Origin of the sequence: Echinicola marina (genome assembly GCF_020463795.1) — a bacterium.
In the GTDB taxonomy this organism is placed as follows: Bacteria; Bacteroidota; Bacteroidia; order Cytophagales; family Cyclobacteriaceae; genus Echinicola; species Echinicola marina.
Map to the genome: position 1 here is coordinate 5,558,759 of NZ_CP080025.1, position 20,674 is coordinate 5,579,432.

A 20,674-nucleotide genomic window follows, 5' to 3' on the forward strand; every position below is an offset into this window, starting at 1 on the left:
CTTCCGCAAACCATTTAAAGCCGAAAGGAATTCCTGCCTTCATTCAGCTGATATGTTTTTCCCTCCCAAATAAACATGCCGGATGTTTTGGTTGGAATTGATATATCAATTATCCACTCAGCCCCGGATTTTTGGTAGTTGACAGCGATCTTGCCATTTGGATGAGGAATCTCTCCTCCTACATCTGAGAGATCTCCCAAATGTGGTTCAACTTTAATAGAAGAAAATCCAGGGGCATTACTGTCAATACCAAGTACCATCCTGTAAAATTCAATGTTTGGACTACTTGACCAAGCATGACATTCCGAACGGGTGTATTCTAAATTCGAATATTCTGGCCATGTGGTCATTCCTTCATCCATACTTTTCCGCCATACATCCAACCACTGCATATAATCATTTCCAAAGCCTCCTTTTTCCAAAGCCTGAAACAGATAATACTTGAAATACAAGGTGCATTCCGTAAGTGAACTATCTGTGAGCAGGCTGTTACAAACCGCCTGCTCCTTTTCTTTATCAACCAAGCCTGTTAAAATGGCCAATGAATTGGCGTGTTGGGAAAAGTGTTTCTTATCCTGGGTATCAGCAAATAAATTCCTCGATGAATCCCAATATTTCCTCACTATGGTCTCTTTAAGTTGTTTTGCCTTTTGCTCATATTGCTTGGCAAAAGAAGCCAAGCCCAAATGTTCTTCTAATTTGGCTGCCCACTGGAAAGCCCATAGCAGTTGCATATCGATAATTGCCGAGCTTCCATCTGCTCCTTTAGGCGGAACACCCACTGACCAACCTTCTCCATTCGCCCAATCCACAAAATTCCAGTAAGGTGTGTTCTTCAAAGAACCGTCGCTTTGTTGGTATTTGCTGAAAAATTCCAAGATTGCCCTGGCTCCAGAAAGCTTATCCTTGATAAAAGCTTCATCAGGCCTATACATCCAATAATCATACAGCAAACCAATATACCATAAAGAGAAAGTAGAAATTACCTGGGTTCCTTTGGTCGGGTAACGACTCAAGGTCACTCCTTCCGGCAATCGCGAATGGTCCATTAGTGTTAAGGCATTCCGTGCAAGACGATCATCTGTAGAATTGTAATAAGTAATCATGGCCTGAATACGGGTATCCCCAATATATTGCAGCTGCTCATAATAAGGACAATCCCAATAAGTGTCCATGGCGCAGAGCCGGGCCGTTCTCCAGCCAATCCCAAGAATTTTATCTATTTCAACATTATCAGTTTTAAACTGGGACGCTTGCTGAAATGGATAGCCCGTAAAAGTCCCATAAATATCAGAAATGGTCAATGGCTCGTCTTTAGTTTCAACTGATAATTCTATATATCGAAAGGTCCGCCAATAAAGTGTCGTAAATGATTGCCCCATTGTTCCGTTTGAAATCAAACTATCCCTACGACCATAGAAAACCTTACCCTCCACTTCATTACGATTACTTTTTTGAGCACCATAATCGGTAAATCCATCCATTAATGTTTCTGCATATTTTATCCCGATCTTTGCGTCTTTTCCTTCCTTAAATTTCAGCGTTAAATAAGCATTTGTTAGGTAAGTTTGATCCAATAAAAGACTCACCTTAGAATGTCCTGGTATGGTGATGGCATCTTTTTCCAAAGGAAAGTCATTTGATATTTGCATACCCTCCACTTTTCTCAAACTCGGAATCCTATCGTATTTCATTTCCATCTGCGGCAAAGTACTTGGTACCAGCATCCAACCAAATCCGTCTGAATCACCTTTAAGCTTTCCTTGCAATAAAACCGCTGCTTTGGGCCATGAACTATCATCCAAATCCGGGTCACTCCAATTCATCACTGACTTATTCATATCGACCATTTCACCTGTACTTGCCGCAAAAATGCTTGGTGCAGGCTGATAACCTTTATCTCTGACACCTTTCCAACTCCCATCGGTATTGAGTATTTGTTCCCTTTCTGAATCACCCTGCAAAATAAAGCCCGTCCGGAAGCTGACCTGCGCTTCCGGCCTCAACTCCGACTCATTCCATACCAAGGCGGTCACATTGTTTCTACCTTGCTGAAGGTGAGGAGCTAAATCAACCGTTTCATAATTCCAAAAATATGTATCGCCACGAGCTGGCCCCAATGAGACCAATTTGCCATTCACATAAAGTTTATATCGATTATCTGCAGAAACATGGACAATAAAATCTTCTGGGACTTGATCAAGCGCCAAGTCTTTTCTAAAATAATAAACACCATAGGCATAGCCATCTGAACCTTGAACAGAAATCCAGTTGGCATTCCATGGCTTTTGATCATTCCCCTTATCTGAAACTTGACCAAAAGCACTGATCAAAAAAAGGTGAACAAAAACCATCCATAAGGCGATGCGCTTGCCCCCTTCCTTTCTTTTAATCACAGGGATTATCATCTGCTTACAACTCATACACATAAAAAATTATTGAACAGGACGGATCTCAACCTTCCTTTTGAGCGGTTGATTCACCTTATAGATCACATCAGCTACGGTTTCCAACTGATCTTCATAGGTTTTGCGAATGGCTTCAAAGCGCATGGCCTCATAGGTTTCCATTTTGCTGCGGGCAAAACCATTGTCCTTAGATATCTTTCTGGCTACTTCAATCGCATGTTGGTCATCCTCGAACATCATATCCAGGTCTTTGAACACATCATATTGCATCCAATAATATTCGCGGATTTTATTATCAATATTCCGGATGGTGTTCGCCAAATTCATCACGGTCCATGCCTGTTTGTATTGCGGTGTAGTTTTGATTGCTGCCAAGTTGATTCCTTTGGCTAGATCATTTCCAGTCCATTTGCCTATCAACTCTCCATCTATCATCAGTTCGTAATTTTGATCACCAGATAAATTTTGAACTTGAAAAATTTCGCGGTTAAACTCTTCCATAAAAGGCACCACCTCTAATGCCAATGATTGCTTCTGCTCATTTCCCCACATTTTGGAAACTGTATCTACCGGAAATGGCAGAGACTTGGCCAAGTATTCAAAACTGAGCTTTTCCCCTTCTACTTTAAGATTGGAAATCGTCGCATTTTCTTCTTTAATGATTGAACTGCTCTCAGGATCAAGATTAATTTCAGCCACTGGAGCTTCCAAGCCTTGGGCCTTCAAAAAAAGATAAGCCATGACCAAATGTCCTCCGTTGCCCGGATGGATCCTATCTGGGCCGGTTATGGTAAATGCAGGGTCTTCTTTTTGCCCCTTCAGATTAATCGCTTCCATTGGATAATACAAATCCACAAAATCCCAATCCTGCTTCTCTGCTTCTTCTTTCTGAAAAGCCACAATCCTTTCCATGGCTTTACTTTTTCCTGGAAAATGATTGTTTTCATTCTCCATAGTCTCATCATAAGGAGATGAACTCATGATAATTTTTCTCAGTTTAGGTGCTGCTTTTAACTGGTCAATGATACCCTGGAAATCCTTATAGGATTTCTCCACTCGCTCATCTGCGAATTTATCGGGGTTATCCCAGTTGTATTCAAAATAACCTGTATCATTCATCCCAAAGGTGATCACAACAGCATCAGGATCCAATGCCAAGGCATCCGACTCCAAGCGATCATTGATCTGACCAGACACATCTCCGCCAATTCCCACATTCCTGATCTCAATCCGCCGATCTGGAAAATGTGTCATATAATACAGCCAGATATAAGTTTCATAATATCCCGCTTCTGTAATGCTGTTTCCCACAAAGGCCACTTTATCTCCTTTAGAAAAAGGTTTGATGGACTGGGACATGGCTATGCTCGCGACAAGAAATGTCGCTATCGTTAAGGAAAATATTTTTTTCATGGTTTATTTTAGGTTATAATTTGGTGTTGCTCCCATGACCAATTCCAGTTCTCCTCCTGCTTGAATATCACTAAAATCAATAAATGGGTGCTTCAATTGTTTTCCGTTAAGTTGAATTTTCTGGATGTATTTGTTTTCGGGACTATTATTAGTGGCGGTCACCGTAAAAGTCTTGGCCTTCGCATAAGTAGGATCAAGCTGAAAGCTTATCTGATCAAACACTGGACTGGTGATATCCACCCTGGTGTCTCCCGGACATACCTGATACAGTCCTGCAGAAGCCAAGACATACCAAGCAGACATTTGCCCGACGTCTTCATTCCCTACCAAGCCCTCCACACTGTTTTTATAACCACGCTCGCAAATCAATCTGGTCCATTTTTGGGTCAACCAAGGTGCCTCCACATAATTAAATAAAAATGGCACATGGTGAACAGGTTCATTGGCATGGTTATAATATTCATTCCACATTAGGTTTTTAGGAGCTTTTTCGAAAAAATCAGTCAGGTCCTCCCTTACGGCTTCTTTTCCTCCCATTAACTTAATCATTCCTTTGATATCATGAGGTACAAACCAACCTTGCTGATAAGCATTACTTTCAATACTTCCGTACCATTCCACCAATCGCCCTTCCTCAGGCCAAGCATCAAAACTACCGTCTTCCCTTCTTGGCCGGAACCAAGCAACCGAATCATCAAAAATGTTCTGATAACTTTTTGACCTATCGAAGAAGGTTTTTGCTATACTTTTCTCTCCCATATCTGCTGCCATCATTGCCGTACACCACTCCGTGTAGGCATATTCTAAGGTATGGGAAATACTTAAGCCTCCTGGCGTATAACCCTTTGCTCCATTTCCAAATTTCTCACCAGAATTGACCATGTACTGGAGGGCTTTTTCCGTATCAAAATCTCGAATTCCTTTACTGTAGGCATCTGCAATAACGGACACAGCTGGATTACCAATCATGCAGCCACTGTAAGCATTCAGCAGCTCCCAACGCTCCAAATATTTCTTGCCACTTTGGTCAGCCATGGTCACCAATGAATTGATCATATCATTGACCAATACTGGGTTAATGATAGTCTGTAAAGGAAACTGACTGCGAAAAACATCCCATCCACTGAAAATGGTTCTCTTGGTAAAGTCACTGGAATGATGTGCCTGACCATCGGCCCCCATATACTTCCCATCAACATCTTCATACATCCGCGGGTCAATCATGCTATGATACAGGGCTGTATAAAAAACCGTTTTCTGCTCATCAGTTCCTCCATGTATGGCCACCTTAGAAAGTGCTGAATTCCATAGTGCTTGGGCCTTCTCCTTTACCTTTTCAAAATCCCAGCCTTTGATCTCAGTTTCAAGGTTGTTTTTTGCCCCTTCCATACTCACAAAGGAGATCCCTGTTTTCACCAAGATAGCTTCATCTTCCGTTGTTTCATATTCGGCAAAGAACCCCATATGTTTCCCTTGGGCTTCTTTCACCTTTCTTTTTACTACAGCTTCAGCTATTCGCTGCTGATAGCGCTCACTTTCTACCGCTTCTCTTTTCCTACTCCAGTCCGATGGGATATCCGCTTTCCAAACCCCATACTCCTTAAATGGCTTGCTGAATTGGGCATAGAAATACACGGTATAATCCGAACTCCCATCACCATTTCCCCAGCCACCTCCTTCTGGAGGACACTTCATCCATCCACGAATGGTTTGATCATTCACTACCTCCAACTGCTGCAATGTAGAAGTGCCGCCCACTCTTCTGGCCAAATCAATCTGGATACGGGACTGCTTGTTTTCCGGGAAAATAAATTTCAACATTCCACTATGCGGGGCCGCGGTCATTTCAGCCTTTATATTACTTTCAGTCAAATCAACCTTATAATATCCCGCCTCCGCATATTCACTAGACTTGTCATAGGTTGAACGATATCCATCTTGCGGCTGATCCATCGGACCTGCTACGGTCTGTAATTCACCGGTTGTGGGCATCACCAGGAAATTCCCCAGGTCACCATACCAGCCTACCCCGCTCATCTGGGTAAAGGCAAATCCCTCAATCGAGGTATGCTCATAACTGTAGCCTGAGCCATTATCCCCGCCAGTAATGGTGTTGGGACTTACTTGCACCAATCCATAAGGAGTAGCCGCACCGGGAAAAGTTTTTCCAAGTCCATGATAGACTCCAGCAGCATCAGTACTGGTACTGGCCCCAATAAAGGGATTCACATATTGTACTGGATTAAGTGCTTCAGTTTTTTGCGAACTCATTTGCGCAAATGTTGGTATGCTAAGCGCCAGCATGGCCAAGGCCAACAAATTAATTCTCAAGGTCATTATAGGTTTATTCAAAGTAAATTATTGATGGTATTCCTTTATTCTTAGCGTCCTCACCCCAAAACGAGGAATAGACAAATGAATTTTATTTTGTGATTTTCCAGAGACCTCAAGTTCCTGGATAGCGTCGCCATTAAGTTCAATAAGTTCGGCACCGGCAAAGTCCCCATCCACCAAGATGGTTGATGCTTTCTCAGTTCCTTCGGCATTAAACAATCGCACCAGCAAATCCCTTCCTGCAAAATGTGCAGTGGTAATTTGCCAACCCTTATCTTCCAACTCCAACAGGGATTGATGGGCCAAATCCCCAACTGATGAAGTTGATAATTGGGCTTTCAGAGGCTCATCCCATTGAACACTTTCCATCCAGATCCCTGCTTCATCCCATTTTTCTTGATGAGGTACCAAAGCGTATTTGACATGACTTGGCCCCTCGATTTTATAATTCATCCCCCACAATGCCCTTCCTGAGTATTGAATATTAAGTGCAAGAGGATGATCTTTGGCATGAGCATAACTGGTGGTATGATCAGAAAACAAGGCTACACCAAGGTTTTCATCTTCATCCATTACATCCACCCAGTTCAGGATAATATTATTTTTGATACTATCCCAACGGTTAAAAAAGGTAGATTCCAGGTCACTCATGGTCACATCAAATGGCGCATTTTTATATACCTGCTGCTGATCAAATCCCAATGGAAAGTGTACCAAAAGTTTATAGGCATCATTATAAAATGCCTTTTCTGGGTCTTCTGCTTTATAAACTTCCATTTGCGAATAATGACCTATTCCTGGACTACCCTGCCAGTCTATGGTCAGCTCAAAATCAATTTTTCTTTCTCCCTGATAAAAACTCAACAATTGCTCAAATGGATGTTCACCTATTTGCCCCTTGACAGAAACAGTGGTCATCAAAGGTCCATTTTCCAATATTTCCACTTTGGCAGGACTATCTGTACTGGATAGAAACTTACCCAAATCATAAAAATGGCCTCTAATTTCATTGAAACCTCTATCTGCATGCTGATCAACCAACTCCTTGCCTTTTAGTTTCTTCGCCTTTAGGCTTTCTATTACTCCTCCTTTAGATGGATCAATGAGCACCTCGTAATAATCTGTATTGACCTGAACTTTACCATTTGGCATTATAAGGGCTTCGGATCCATTCCCCTTGGACATTTTGGCTTGTCCCAAGCGAAAACTGCTCAAGCCCAATGATCCAACCTTTGCCCTAAACAACAATTTTTTCTCTCCGTTTACAGAAGCCAATTGACTGGGGATTTGCTTTCCTTCATTATCAATTACCACCCAGTTTCTATCCTGCAGTTTATCCGCATCCACTTTGATCAATTCTTCTCTTGCAGTCCCTTGGCCATTGAAGACATTGATGAATAAGGAGGTTTCTATGTTTGCATCTTCCCTACCCAGTACATCATCTATAACTTCCTCACTGATATCATTGGTAATGCTGGTCCAATCCACCACTTTATCAGCCCAGGTTTTGCTTCCTTCCACCCTGTTATATGGCACTATCCAACAATCATGGTGTTGGGCAAGCGTGAGGTTTCTCCATCCTTCGTCAAATTTTTCCACTGACCATGTCCCAGCAGAATAGGCTTTGGCATAAGCCGCCATTTTTTCTGCCAAGGTGATATTGTTCTCTGCAACACGGACATTTTGTGCCAATTGCTGCATCACTTGAGCCCCCCAAACCAAGCTAACCAAAACATCTTCTTGACTAAAGTCCCAAACCTCTTCAGCTTCGGATATCACAATGTTTTCAAAGTAATCGGTCCAAGTCACATAATGTGATGGCCTGTATAAGGGCTGATCTGCCCCCAGCCAAGGCCCACCCTTCCAAGCAGCGTCCTGCAAGCACATCCCTACTGGATGCTTTATTCCCTGCTCAAAAGCTGCTTCAATATAGGATTGTCCATTTCCCCATGCCTTTGTCTGCCAAGTAGAATTTGAAGCCAAGGCCTCGCTCTCATATCTAGGCACGGTTTTGATCAGCGTACCATCAGGTCCTTTCCAATTGACCAGTTCTCCTCCATATGCACGGGTATACCCACCCCAGCAGGTATTAGGGTTTTTCAATACCGCATATTTAAAGCCGAAAGACTTTAGAATCTGCGGTAAGGCACTTGTAAAACAAGGTTCTTCGGACGAATAAGTGGTATAGGAAAACTGAGGAAAATGTTCCCTCATATGACGGATACCAAGATCGAATTGTCTGATAATGGATTCCCCAGAAATGTTAAAAAGATAAGCCTGCCCATAAGACGGGTTGACAATATCTATTCTCTCGGCAAATCCTGGCTGAATCATGGCTTTTTGGAAGTTCTGATAAGCTATAGGATCGTAAACTTTTACGGAATCCCAAGTTTCTGGTTCAATTTCAAGGTTGATCTTCCATTCAGGGTGCATGGAAAGTTGATCTAGCATAAATTGGGTTTGCCAACGAGGATAATGACCATAGATACCTCCATGGTAACCGTCTACAAAATAGGCATCTTGAGCCAGAGCACTCAACAAACTCAAAATAAATACAGCAAAAAAACTAAATACCGCATTACGGATTCTACTTGGTCTCATTGGGTTAATTATTAATTTTATTGATCCTGTACATTTGGCTTTATATCCAATGCCAAGGAATAATATTTACAATAATCAGTTTATAAAAAAGGCCTGAAAAGTACTAAGCCGGTCTTTTAGAATGTAAACCCATCGTTTTAAAGCTATTTCTGAACACCAACCGACTACCAGTATTTCACACCTTTTTTCCTGATATTATTGGCAAAGTAATAAAATAAAACACAAGTTGCTAAATCGATTAACTATTTTTTACCAAAACACTCAGCCCCTGTAAACACTTAAAAACCAAGTCTGAGCTACCAGTTTGGATTTCAGTAAAATCAAAAACCATCTCTGTCGCTCAGAAACCTAACTTTAACAAAGTTTATAAAAAACTTTCCTTTAATCCATGCCTCAACAATACTCTATAATCACATAATTATAGTTTTCTAGGTGAAAAATTATTTAATCGTTTTAGCAAAAATTAGTTAAAACGATCAATCCATTTCACTTTCATACTTCAGATCAACACCACCATCTCCACTTCCCCCTCTCAGTAGCCCCAAAAGGCAAATAAAATGCAAAAGGGCCAGAAAAACCTGGCCCCAATCTTTATAAATAATCCTAAACTTAGATACTTTTTAATTTCAATTCTTCTTATTCCATACTATTCGCCTCATCTATGGGCATCCAAATTTTGTATGCTTCACCAGGATTTGAATTCCCCATGGCATAGTAGGGCACTGCTTTATATACTCCACTTTCTCCTTTGGACAGTCCCTCTCCTGTAATTACATTCACCCCTCCTAGCTCTTCTCTTTCAAAAGAAATATTCAAAGGTTTATCCAAAGAAATTTCAAGGTCATCCAAATCTTTATTATCACTTTCCTCAAAACCGAAAATGACAGGCCCGGAAGCCAAGGCTGCCATTCCCCTCAATTCTTTAATATTACTATTGGGCAATACCCACCTTGGCTCCAAAGGCAGTTTTAAAGATATCTCATCACCTTTATTCCATTTCCTGTCCAAAGCAATATAACCTTTTTCTGGTACCGCATTGATTGTCTCCCCATTTACTGACAATTCATATTCTCCTTCGAATGCAGAATGGTAAAGGCCATAAGGATTTTCTATCCCTTGTGCCCAACCTGGAATTCTCACCAATATGGAGAACTTATCCTTTTTATCAGTATTCACACTTATACTTATATCCCCATCCCAAGGATATCCGGTCCTATGATTCAAAGAAACCTTTTCCCCGTCATTTAGCTGAATATCAGAACTACTCTGCACAAACAAGTTGACAAATATCCTGTCCTTTTCTACTGAATAAATAAAGTCCGGCAAAGCGGAAACCATCTTTAAAAACATAGGTGGGCAACATGGGCAATCATGCCAGTCCCAGCGGTGATGGTGATCAGAGACCAACGGATTCTCATAAGTATACCTTGTTCCCTTTAATGAAATCCCTGAGAGAATATTATTATACAATACCCTTTCAAGTTCATCCATGTACTTCCCATCCCTTTCCAGTTCACTCATCTTTTCACTGAAAAAACCAGCTCCTACGGCTGCACATGTTTCCAGATAGGCATCGTTGGGCAAATAATAATCCGGCCCAAACTTCTCGTCAAAGGCAATGGTACCTACCCCGCCATTGACAGACATTCTTTTTCCCACCATATTATCCCACAAATTATTGGCCGTGGTGATATAATTATCTTCATTATTTTCCACTGCCATGGCAGCAATTCCCGTCGAAAGGAGTGTAGCCCTTACAGCATGTCCTTCAATGGTTTTTTGGTCAAATACGGAAATGGAATCCTGAGCATAATCTCCGAAAGATGGTCTGCTATGCTTGCCATACTTTTCAGGGTCTTCATATTTGTTTTCTCTGATCCAGCTATCAGATCTCGGGCCTCCCCATTCATCCCATTTGGGCAAGCCTACATGCTGCCCCCTGCCTTCTATCCAAAACTCCAACAAGTCATAATATTCCTTCTCATCTACAAGAGCACCAATCTTTTCCTTCAACCCTGGATGATTTTTAAACAACAGGTACATGTCCAATAACGCTTCTTCTGGACCGGCATGCGCAGGAATGATATTCAACTTGGGTTTAGGCCCCATTGTCTCATACATATGGTTGGTCATTTTCACGGCCACTTCCAGCAATTTGGTCTTACCGGTGCCCTTATAATAATGTACTCCAGCCTCTATCAACATCCCTGCATTATACACATCGTGCTGCCATCTTAAAAAACCTCCATTCCTTCCCCATTTGCGATCTGGCTCCACCAACTGTGTATAAGTATTGATAAATCCTGTTGTATCTGATGCTTGGGCAGCCGCAATCCTATCAATATAGGCATCTACCCTACTTTCCAAGTCAGGATCAGGTGAATGGTATAAAAAATCTCCTGCAGCCCGAATGGTCTCATACACCAAACCATCATACCAAGGCGGGCCGTGGTGTTCACCTGTACCACGCTTTCCCTCAGCCACCATGTCAAAATTTTTGAAGGCATCCCTTCTTTGTTGGGTTCTGTCATATTCATCCCCCAATCGCCATTCAAGTTGATAATCGCCCTCAAACTTGTCGAAAACATCATTAATAGTCACCGATCGCCAAGTCTCCAGTTTTGGTCCCCAAAAACCTTGGTCGACCTTGACCTCCACAATATTGGAGTTCGCAGCAGATACTGACAGATCCTCCTTTTGCGCATTTGTACTACAGGCCATCAATGCCGCCATGGCAATAATAAGAGGGCTGTTTTTCATTAAAATCTGATTCATATTTTGAGTTATTGTATTGAAAGCTACATTTCCAATATTGTATGGTCAAATATAATAAAAATTTATACTGGTACGAACTGGTATGAAACTTATATTTAATTATTGAATTAAACATAACTTACACTGACCTAAATAGATCAAAAAACTAAACAGATGACTGTTACACAAACTGTAGACCATCAACATTTCAGCTCATCAAAATCGGCAATAATAAGCCTAAAAGCACCAATTCCATCTACACTTGCAAAATTCAGATCGACTTTCGGAGAGTCAGTTTCCAGGGATTTTCAATCGTTTCGATACCATTCTGGTATATTAGACGAGCCATGGTATCGCCCATTTTTCTAAAATCAGTGGATAAAGTAGTAATCCCCCCCCTTAGTATTTCCTTAAGCGGTGTATCATTATATGAGATTATACCAAACTCACTCCCTAATTTAATTTTTTGCAGTTCTGACTGCTTTATGAGTTTCACCATATCACGGTCATCCACTAAAACATAAAGGTCCCCCACTTTAATTTTTTCATCCGCTATCCGGTTCAAATACTGATGCTCCAGTCCAAACTGCAAACAGAACCTTTGCAGTCCATCATATCTTTCCAGAGGCTCTTTTTCATGACTTTGGACCATGAGGATGCGCTTATACTTTAGAATATGCTCCAAACCAGAACTCAAAGCTTCATAAGTATCCTTTTCAAAGTTTTGGGCAACAGAAGGGTACTTACCTTGAAGTTTGGATTCAAAATGATCCAATAAATAGACTTTATCGGCTATTGGCGAAAGGAGCTGTTCAATCCCCTTAAACTTTCCTGTCATGATCACATAGGTAGTATATTTACCTATCGCATCAGTTAGTAGTGTTTCAAAGACCTTTCTATTATAATTATGAAAATAAAGATCCACCGTATCTCCTTTTTTTATGGATCCCATAAATGCATTGTACAAGTCCTCTTTGAACTCATTGAATTCATTGAACAATAAAAAGATATGTTTCCTGGTTTCGACCTTTGTACTGGCCACAAAATACCCTGTTCCCGGTTTCGAATCAATGATTCCCCTAGCTTTCAGGTCACTCAAACCTGCAAAAACTGTATCTCTGGATGAAGCATATTTTTTCCGGAATTCGTTGATAGAAGGGATCCAATCCCCTAACTTAAACTCCCCCCTATTGATCCCATCAATGACATGATTCACTATTTTTTTGTATTTAGCTTCTTTCTTCATTCTTCTTCCTAAAATTGACCTATAACGTTCTCCTCAGCTAACAAATATAATAAAAGTCATACCAGTTCGTACCTATTCAGTTTCTAATTCAATTAATGATAGAGGCTTATTTCCTCAGCAGAAGAATGCATATACCCCGTGGTCTAAAAACCAAACAAAAAAATCCGAGAAACCATCATTCCCCGGATTTTATAACTAACTAAATTTAAGCATCTATTTTTAGGAGAGACACTTTCAATCAAATAACCAAGTGCCCCTAATAACAACCAAAGTAAAACAGAGGCTAGACAAGCATTAAGCGCCATTTTTATTTCTTTGCCAACATTACCCCTTTTTACTAGCCGACATATCAATTATATTAATTTCATTTATAGATGGTAATCCTTGAGCCTTGGTAATATTCAATTTTAGCTTGGTTCCCTGATAATAAACCGGAAATCTGATTACCTTACAATCCCCCATGGATTCGCTGCCTACATAAATCGTTTTACATTTCCCATCAGTCAAAACCTGAATATTATATTCCTTAATCCTATTGGTTCGTATGTTTGAAAAGCCATCATCCAGTTGCTCGCTATCCTGATATTCAAAAATGCTTATTTTGTTAAATTTATTTTCCGGGTCCAATTGAATTTCCAGGAAACTTAACGTGTCCGCAGCAGACCACCTGCTATCCAGACTTCCGTCTGTCACTGCACTGGCCGTGTATTCCTTTCCTTTTTCTCTTAAGGTTGAACTGGCAGATACAGGCATTTTCGCAGAAATAAACTCACCATTTTTTGGTAGTGGTTTATCTTTTTCTATTCCTAATCGTTCACCCAGCTTCATTACCGCATTCGCCTCATATTCGCGTATTTTGCCGGTCTGATCTGGTGGAACATTGATTACCAAGCAGTTGTCATTATCCGTAGACCAATAAAATAGCTCCTCTAATTCATCCAAAGAACGAACTGGTAAATGCTTAGATTTCTGGAACCAGTTCCATCGACTACTGATACAAATAGTATGTTCAAATGGCAAATAATAAGATTTCCCCTCATGTAAATATTGCTTTTTGTCGTAGCGGGTAATCAATTTTGGATCCCACAATCTAAAATCTGATGGAAAATATTGGAAGTAATATTTATTATCCTCCGTCATAGTAGAAGGCAAAGTAAACTTACGCTTGCCTGCTTCATTCAAAATGGTGTGATTCACACTAAAGGCACAATTGGGATTAAAACCTTTGACCAAGGCATAAAGTTGATCCAAGCCGCAATCCTTAGGATCCCTTCTCCAGCCTCCATCCAGCCAAAGTTCTGCAATGGTCCCGTAATTGGTAAACAGCTCTGTCAATTGATTCTTCATGTAATCAATGTACTTCTGAGGATTTTCATCCTTGAAAGTAGGTTCTTTTCTATCCCATAAAGAATAGTAAACTGCAAATTCCAACCCATACTTTTCACAAGCCTCTGAAACGGCCTTTACCACATCCATTTTCACAGGAGAGCTAGCTACATCATAGTCTGTATACTTACTATCCCACAGACAAAACCCGTCATGATGTTTCGTTATCAACGAAACATATCGAAAGCCCGCATCCCTTGCGACCCTAACCCATTGATCAGGATCCAAATCAGTAGGCTGATACTGTTCCACCGGGATACTTCCATCTGACCATTCGATATCAGCAAAAGTGTTAATGCCAAAATGAATAAACATACCATAGCCCCTTTTGATCATTTCCTTCTGAGCCTGATTAGGCTCATTTGCAGGTTTTAAAATCTGAGCATTCATGTCAAATGGGGCTACCAATAATAAAATCACCCCGAATATAATTTGCCAGACAAAATTCATTTTATTCATTTCCGAATCTTAAATATTAACAAAACAAAGCTATAAAAACTAAATAAGGAACAATATCGTAACTAAACGAAAACAATCAAAAACAAAAACCATCTATACAAAGAATTTTATATAGATGGTCTTATCATTGATAAAAAAGGAAAGAAAATGGAAAATCTCTAAAGTGATCAGCCGATGTTTAAGAGTGAAAATTATTATCTACAGTCTACTTCTCTTAGCTAGAGATTAAGTGTCCCCTCAGTTATCTTTATTTTTTGGCTTATACTGAAACAAGTTGAAAGGCAAACTTTCTCCCTCTATCTTTAACACTACCACTCCGTGGGATGGCACCTCAAAAGTCACTTTTTCTGTCTTGGATTTTTCAAAATATTTTCCTGACCATAATTCTGTCATGGAATAACCATTTTCTCCAGATAGCCCTACATCCTTTAAATTAAAGGAAATGTTCTCCTTACTCGATGTACGATTCAACAAGGTCACCGCCACTTGGCCGCTGATGGTAGAAATTAGCGGCTTGGCCCAAACCTCTAAATCCCCATGATCAATCACCCTCCTTGCCTGATAAACCATTGGATCCTGATTGATCGCTATCAACTCCTTGTTGGTCAATATACTCAAGGTCTCTTCCGAAATAGTAGTCAGATCATTACTGGCTATAAGTGGGGAATTAAGCATGCACCACATGGTAAAGTGTGTCTTATCCTCTTCAAAAGTCATTCCCCTTCCCACTTGTAGGATATCCATATCGTTAACATGGCCTGGCCCAGAATACATCCATAAATCTGCATTCTGGTCTATAATCCGCATGATGGATTTAAAATTATTTCCAATATCTGGAGACACCCTCCAAGAATCTGCGATATTGACCACCCACTCTCCTGGGAATTCCCACCGACATACATTGAAGACCACTGACGGGTCCATTTCTCTAATGATTTTGCTGATTTCGGTATACCTCACCTCTTCGGTCAAGCCCATCCAGTCTCCTCCACACCAGTCCACTTTCACAAAATCATAGCCCCAATCTTCAATCATTAGGGAAAGATCCCTGCTTTCATGCCCATATAGACCAACGCCCACTCCCAAAGTATCTTTATCCCAATAAGATGCGCAAGTATTGATTCCCGCATCGGTATAAATCCCTGCTTTCAGTCCTTTACTATGGATATAATCTGCCAAGTCCTTCATACCTGAAGGAAATTTTTCTGGATGAGAATAAAGGTTTCCTTTACCATCCCGACCACCAAAATACCCATCATCCATATTCAAATAGGTATAACCAGCCTCAAGCAGCCCTTGATCCACCATCGCATCAGCCTGTTTTTTTATAATATCCTCGCTGATATTTACCCTGTAATTGTTCCAGCTAGACCAGCCCATCAATGGAGTCTGTGGACGTTGCGCATGCGCATAAAAACCAATGAGCATTAAGAGCAGCACTATATTAATTTTCAAACTATTTGGGTTCATAATTTAGAATGGGTTTGGTTCAATTATTTTAGTTTGGTCAAAAATTTATTTTATACTTTTTTCAATATTGACTGCCCGAATAATATGCTGGATGAAAGCGTTTTCCTTTTTGCTTCCATGCCTGATAATGCCAAGCATTCAAACGACGCACAAAGTCATCAAAGTTCTTGTCTTCCTTTCCAGTCCATGAAAGCTCTGCGAAGGCAGGCATTCTAGGCAGTAAGATATATTCGAGATGATCTACAGAAGAAATAAATTCCGTCCATACAGCTATCTGTACCCCTTTGATGTGCTTGCGCTCCTCTTGGCTCAACTGTTTAGGAAAAGGATGGTATTCATACACCCTTTCCAAAGTATTTATGGAAAAAGAAGGCCCATGAGGCTCTTTTTCTGGATCTTCTTGTACACGATTTAGATACAGCGGATCACTCGGCGTCATGATCACATCATTGCCCATCTTGGCTGCTTCTCCCTAATTACTATTCTGTATTTATAGAACAAGAGTATCTAGGCCTAAAGACCAAAAATATCAGAAGTAACTTAAATTAAAAAAGAAACCGTCCTATAACTTTCCATCTAAATAATTAGATAGAATTATTATAAGACGGTTTCTACCATCTCCCTGCTTTCAGTAATTGAAAATCTAGACTATTATCACTTTAAACTCTCCAAAGTTTTCTCAGCAATCGCTTTATTTCCAGTAGCTATAGAAAGGCCTGCGTCGATATACTGTCCCCCTATATTTTGCTTACAGTGAATAGCAATAGTATTGGTTCCATTTGATACCAAAGCTTTTTTGGCTTCATCAGAAATAGGATTATTGACATAATTGGAAGTAAACCCATCCAATTCTGCTGCCTTAACCCCATTAATATATACCACACATTCATCATCATGATGGATACTTAGACGAATATCATCCAAGTCAATCTTCGAAAGATCTCCCAGCTCGAAAGTTCTTCTAAGCCAAATCCCATCACTTTCCCAAGTAGTGCCATTAATAGCTCCTGGAGTGCCTTTAGACCCAAAACCTGCTCTTCCAGTTTTCCAGCTTGAGGCTAAAAAGTCAGTTTCCGTCCAATTGTTCGCTGGTTTTTCAAAAGTATACTGCCAGTCTATATTTTGCTCCTTTGCGGTTGGAACCAACGAATACACATGGTCCGTTTTTTCTATTATCTTTTTGTTGATACGGGCAATCTTCTCTGGCTCGACCTTCAACACGCGATCATAGGTCATGATCCCATTAAGTTCTATTTCCACATCGGTAATTTCGGTATATACTGCCGCACTCAAGCCTTGATTGGTCTTAAACTGCACCAACATATCCGCAAAGTCATCATACATGGACAAATATTCAGCTTCTGTATTGATTGTAATATATTCTTTCAAATCATCAGGATTCCAAATATGTTCATCCATCTGATAACCAATACCGCCATATTCCCCACAAACAGTGACTTGATAAGGGCTCTGAGCATAGGCTGGTTGTGGGTAACTGTGAACATCGGCCACATCTGCTGCGCCATGATTGGTTCCTCCACTGGCTTCATTAACGACCCTGGAAGGATCCAATCCTTTTACCAAAGCGGAATAATGTTCCGTATCATGCTGTCCTTGGGACTCATTGAAAATCACCCACATCACTATACTTGGCACATTTTTAAGATTGTCCACCATGCGCATCAGCTCTCTAGTAAAGGCCTCCTTGTTAGGTTCTGGTGCAGCATGAGTATAACTACTGGAAGAAGGCATATCTTGCCATACCAACAATCCCAATTTATCCGCCCAATAATACCATCTCTTTGGTTCTACCTTAATATGTTTTCTGGTCATATTAAAGCCAAGCTCTTTGGTCACTTCCAAATCATAGCGCAATGCCTCGTCTGTAGGCGCAGTATACAATCCATCAGGCCAATAGCCTTGATCCAATGGTCCCATTTGAAAAACAAATTCATTGTTCAGGTAAAGTTTTTGGAATTCTCCTTCCTGTTCCACTGAAATCTTCCTCATCCCAAAATAGGTATCTACCACATCGACTACTTTATCCCCATCTTTAAGGGTAATGGTCATATCATACAGAAAAGGGGAATCAGGGGACCAAAGCTTTTGATTCTTGATCGAAATGGCTGTGGGCTTCATAGGCTTGGAATCAACGGTCGCAATCACCTTATCTCCATCTCTAACTTCTGCCGTATACGTCAAGAACCTTCCACCTGAAGTTTCCACGGACAAATTAAGTTGGGAATTGTCTATATCCGGTACCATTTCAAAGTCCACAATTCTATCCTTAGCTACAGGCTCTAGCCATACTGTTTGCCATATCCCCGTTACAGGAGTATACATGATATCTATTTGATTGAGGGCCTGCTTTCCCCTAGGAAAACCTTCTCTAGTTGTTGGATCCCAAACTTTGACCGTAACCGTCTGGGTTCCCTCTTTGAGGTGATCTGTGATATCAAAGGAAAACGGATCATAACCTCCCTCATGTTTCCCTACTGGTCGGTCATTAATAAACACCACCGCTTCATAGTCCACTGCTCCAAAGTGCATGAGAATACGCTGTCCATCCCAATCCTTTGGAACGGTAAACTCCCTACGATACCATAATCGTTCATGGGTGGTTTCTTGTACTCCAGAAAGCGCTGACTCTACAGCAAAAGGTACAAGTATATTTCTTGACAATTTCCCTTTTGGATAAGGTTCCCTCTCCCATGTTCCTGGCTGGAATTGCCAAAGACCATTAAGGTTTTTCCATTCTTTTCTTACCATCTGTGGACGAGGATATTCTGGAAGGACATTTTCTGGATCCACATCCTTGGCAAATTTAGTCATTAAAGGTGCTTGCTTAGGAGTCCACTGCTGGGCATTGGCAGTCATCGCCAACCAAAATAATACAGCAACTCCTAAAAATCTGTTTGTACGCATTAGTAGTTTTGAGTTTAATGTTATTGCTTTAATTTATTTGCTAAAAGGGTTTTGCATTTATAAACAAATCCCAAACCCAAAGTTAAAAAGCACCCAAGCCTTCCAATACTACATATCCTTCAAAAAAGTAAAATAAATCCTTCGCTTACCGCAAATCCGTCGTCACTATAGTATATTTCCATTAATAACCCACGTTTTTTCTTCAAAATACCAAAGGATTATTTTCTGGTGGATTTCAGAGATCAATACAAAACAATAAAAGTCTTATTCTTTCTGTATTGAAATCATCATCTTAATTATTGACATTTACCTCTGGGCAAACAGCTCCAATAATACCCTAAGATAAATCTGAAAATAACTGGATAGTAAAAGCTATACAATGATCCGTCGAACCTATGTTTTTCAACAAATCAAGGTCGATCTTCGTTTTAGATTACTCGATTAAGTTTAAAAAAGAACAACAATTACCCAACCCCTTAAAGCAAACTAATAATATTCATAAGTCCCTATTGATGGCTAAGAAGACAATTAATACAATCATTCGATACACATTATTTCTGACTCTAATTATTCTAGTCTTTGGAACAATTGCTTACTCCTATACCAAAGTAGCTCCCCAGTTTGGAGAGAGCCCCGAAGGTGATTATTTATCAAGGATCAACAATTCACCCAATTACGACGGAAATCAGTTCATCAACCTAATTGAAACGAGCACAGGATCATTATGGGATGTATTGCCATTATTGCCTGAACTTCTATTCTCTGAACAAAGTGCTCCCAGCAGGCCATTAGAGGTTAATTTCGAATCTGTCCTTGACAAAAAAACAGATAGCTTGTGTCATATCACCTGGTATGGTCATTCTGCATTTTTAATTGAGCTGGAAGGAAAGAGAATTTTGATCGACCCGATGTTAACCGGGAATCCTTCTCCCCTTCCCATTGGCACAAAAAGATTCCTGTATGAATCCTCCATTCCAATAGAAAAACTGAATGATATTGATGCGATCATCCTATCCCACGATCACTATGATCATTTGGACTATCCATCCATTCTCCAGTTAAAGGAAGTTACCAAGCATTTCTATACACCACTAGGAGTGGGCGCCCACCTTAGCGCGTGGGGAATTCCAGCCTCAAAAATCACTGAATTAGATTGGTGGGAAGAGGCAAAATTAAACTCCATAGAAATCATTGCCAGCCCATCCCGTCATTTTTCTGGCAGGGGATTAACAGACCGAAATAAAACCCAATGGGCCAGTTGGATTATCAAATCTGAAAATACTTCCATTTACTTCAGTGGTGACGGTGGCTACGGTCCCCACTTTAAAGAAATCGGCAAAAGACATGGCCCCTTTGATTTGGCTCTAATGGAATGCGGACAATACAATGACGCCTGGCCAGATATCCACATGCTTCCTGAACAAAGTGTAACTGCTGGGAAGGGAGTTAAAGGAAAAATATTAATGCCAATCCACTGGGGAGCCTTTAGCTTATCTACCCATTCTTGGACCGAACCGGTAAAGCGATTTAAAAAGGAAAGTGAGCAACAGAATATGACCATGATCCACCCTGTTATCGGCCAACGGGTACAACTTGGAAAAGATTACCCACAAGAAGAGTGGTGGTTGAAATATATGAGTGAATCCAGTCATTAATTCTTCTAGATGATAATAATGAA

The 20,674-nt window shown here is 40.5% G+C and carries 11 protein-coding genes; 1 reads left to right on the forward strand and 10 read right to left on the reverse strand.

The features are described from left to right. Positions 1-14: 14 nt before the first annotated feature. The 10 genes from KZP23_RS22490 to KZP23_RS22535 all read right to left on the reverse strand — a co-directional run bounded on the left by KZP23_RS22490 (position 15) and on the right by KZP23_RS22535 (position 18,996). Entirely contained in the window at positions 15-2,423 is a 2,409-nt protein-coding gene (locus tag KZP23_RS22490) for an alpha-L-rhamnosidase-related protein (protein WP_226334041.1), read from the reverse strand. A 12-nt stretch (positions 2,424-2,435) separates the two neighbouring features. Next, on the reverse strand, positions 2,436-3,821 hold the full coding sequence (locus tag KZP23_RS22495) for an SGNH/GDSL hydrolase family protein (protein ID WP_226334042.1): 1,386 nt from the start codon (positions 3,819-3,821) through the stop codon (positions 2,436-2,438). A gap of 3 nt (positions 3,822-3,824) precedes the next feature. Beyond that, entirely contained in the window at positions 3,825-6,158 is a 2,334-nt protein-coding gene (locus KZP23_RS22500; RefSeq protein ID WP_226334043.1) for a GH92 family glycosyl hydrolase, read from the reverse strand. A 21-nt stretch (positions 6,159-6,179) separates the two neighbouring features. Then, a complete protein-coding gene (locus KZP23_RS22505) occupies positions 6,180-8,756 on the reverse strand; it encodes a glycoside hydrolase family 38 C-terminal domain-containing protein (RefSeq protein WP_226334044.1) in 2,577 nt (858 codons plus the stop codon). Between the two features lie 636 nt (positions 8,757-9,392). Then, positions 9,393-11,531 (reverse strand): glycoside hydrolase family 127 protein, encoded by a 2,139-nt coding sequence (locus KZP23_RS22510; RefSeq protein WP_226334045.1) that lies wholly within the window; start codon positions 11,529-11,531, stop codon positions 9,393-9,395. Positions 11,532-11,781: 250 nt separating this feature from the next. Continuing rightward, complete coding sequence (locus KZP23_RS22515; RefSeq protein ID WP_226334046.1) at positions 11,782-12,756, reverse strand: GntR family transcriptional regulator; 975 nt, start codon at positions 12,754-12,756, stop codon at positions 11,782-11,784. A gap of 324 nt (positions 12,757-13,080) precedes the next feature. After that, on the reverse strand, positions 13,081-14,601 hold the full coding sequence (locus tag KZP23_RS22520) for an alpha-L-fucosidase (RefSeq protein ID WP_226334047.1): 1,521 nt from the start codon (positions 14,599-14,601) through the stop codon (positions 13,081-13,083). Positions 14,602-14,838: 237 nt separating this feature from the next. Next, the gene (locus KZP23_RS22525; RefSeq protein ID WP_226334048.1) at positions 14,839-16,071 is read right to left on the reverse strand and encodes a glycoside hydrolase family 27 protein; all 1,233 of its coding nucleotides are present in this window, start codon (positions 16,069-16,071) and stop codon (positions 14,839-14,841) included. Positions 16,072-16,132: 61 nt separating this feature from the next. Next, the gene (locus tag KZP23_RS22530) at positions 16,133-16,528 is read right to left on the reverse strand and encodes a family 20 glycosylhydrolase (protein ID WP_226334049.1); all 396 of its coding nucleotides are present in this window, start codon (positions 16,526-16,528) and stop codon (positions 16,133-16,135) included. Positions 16,529-16,725: 197 nt separating this feature from the next. Then, the gene (locus tag KZP23_RS22535; protein WP_226334050.1) at positions 16,726-18,996 is read right to left on the reverse strand and encodes a glycoside hydrolase family 2 protein; all 2,271 of its coding nucleotides are present in this window, start codon (positions 18,994-18,996) and stop codon (positions 16,726-16,728) included. A 512-nt stretch (positions 18,997-19,508) separates the two neighbouring features. Between KZP23_RS22535 and KZP23_RS22540 the strand changes: the two genes are divergently transcribed. Next, positions 19,509-20,651: an MBL fold metallo-hydrolase gene (locus KZP23_RS22540; RefSeq protein WP_226334051.1), complete on the forward strand. Its 1,143-nt coding sequence runs from the start codon at positions 19,509-19,511 to the stop codon at positions 20,649-20,651. Positions 20,652-20,674 lie beyond the last annotated feature (23 nt).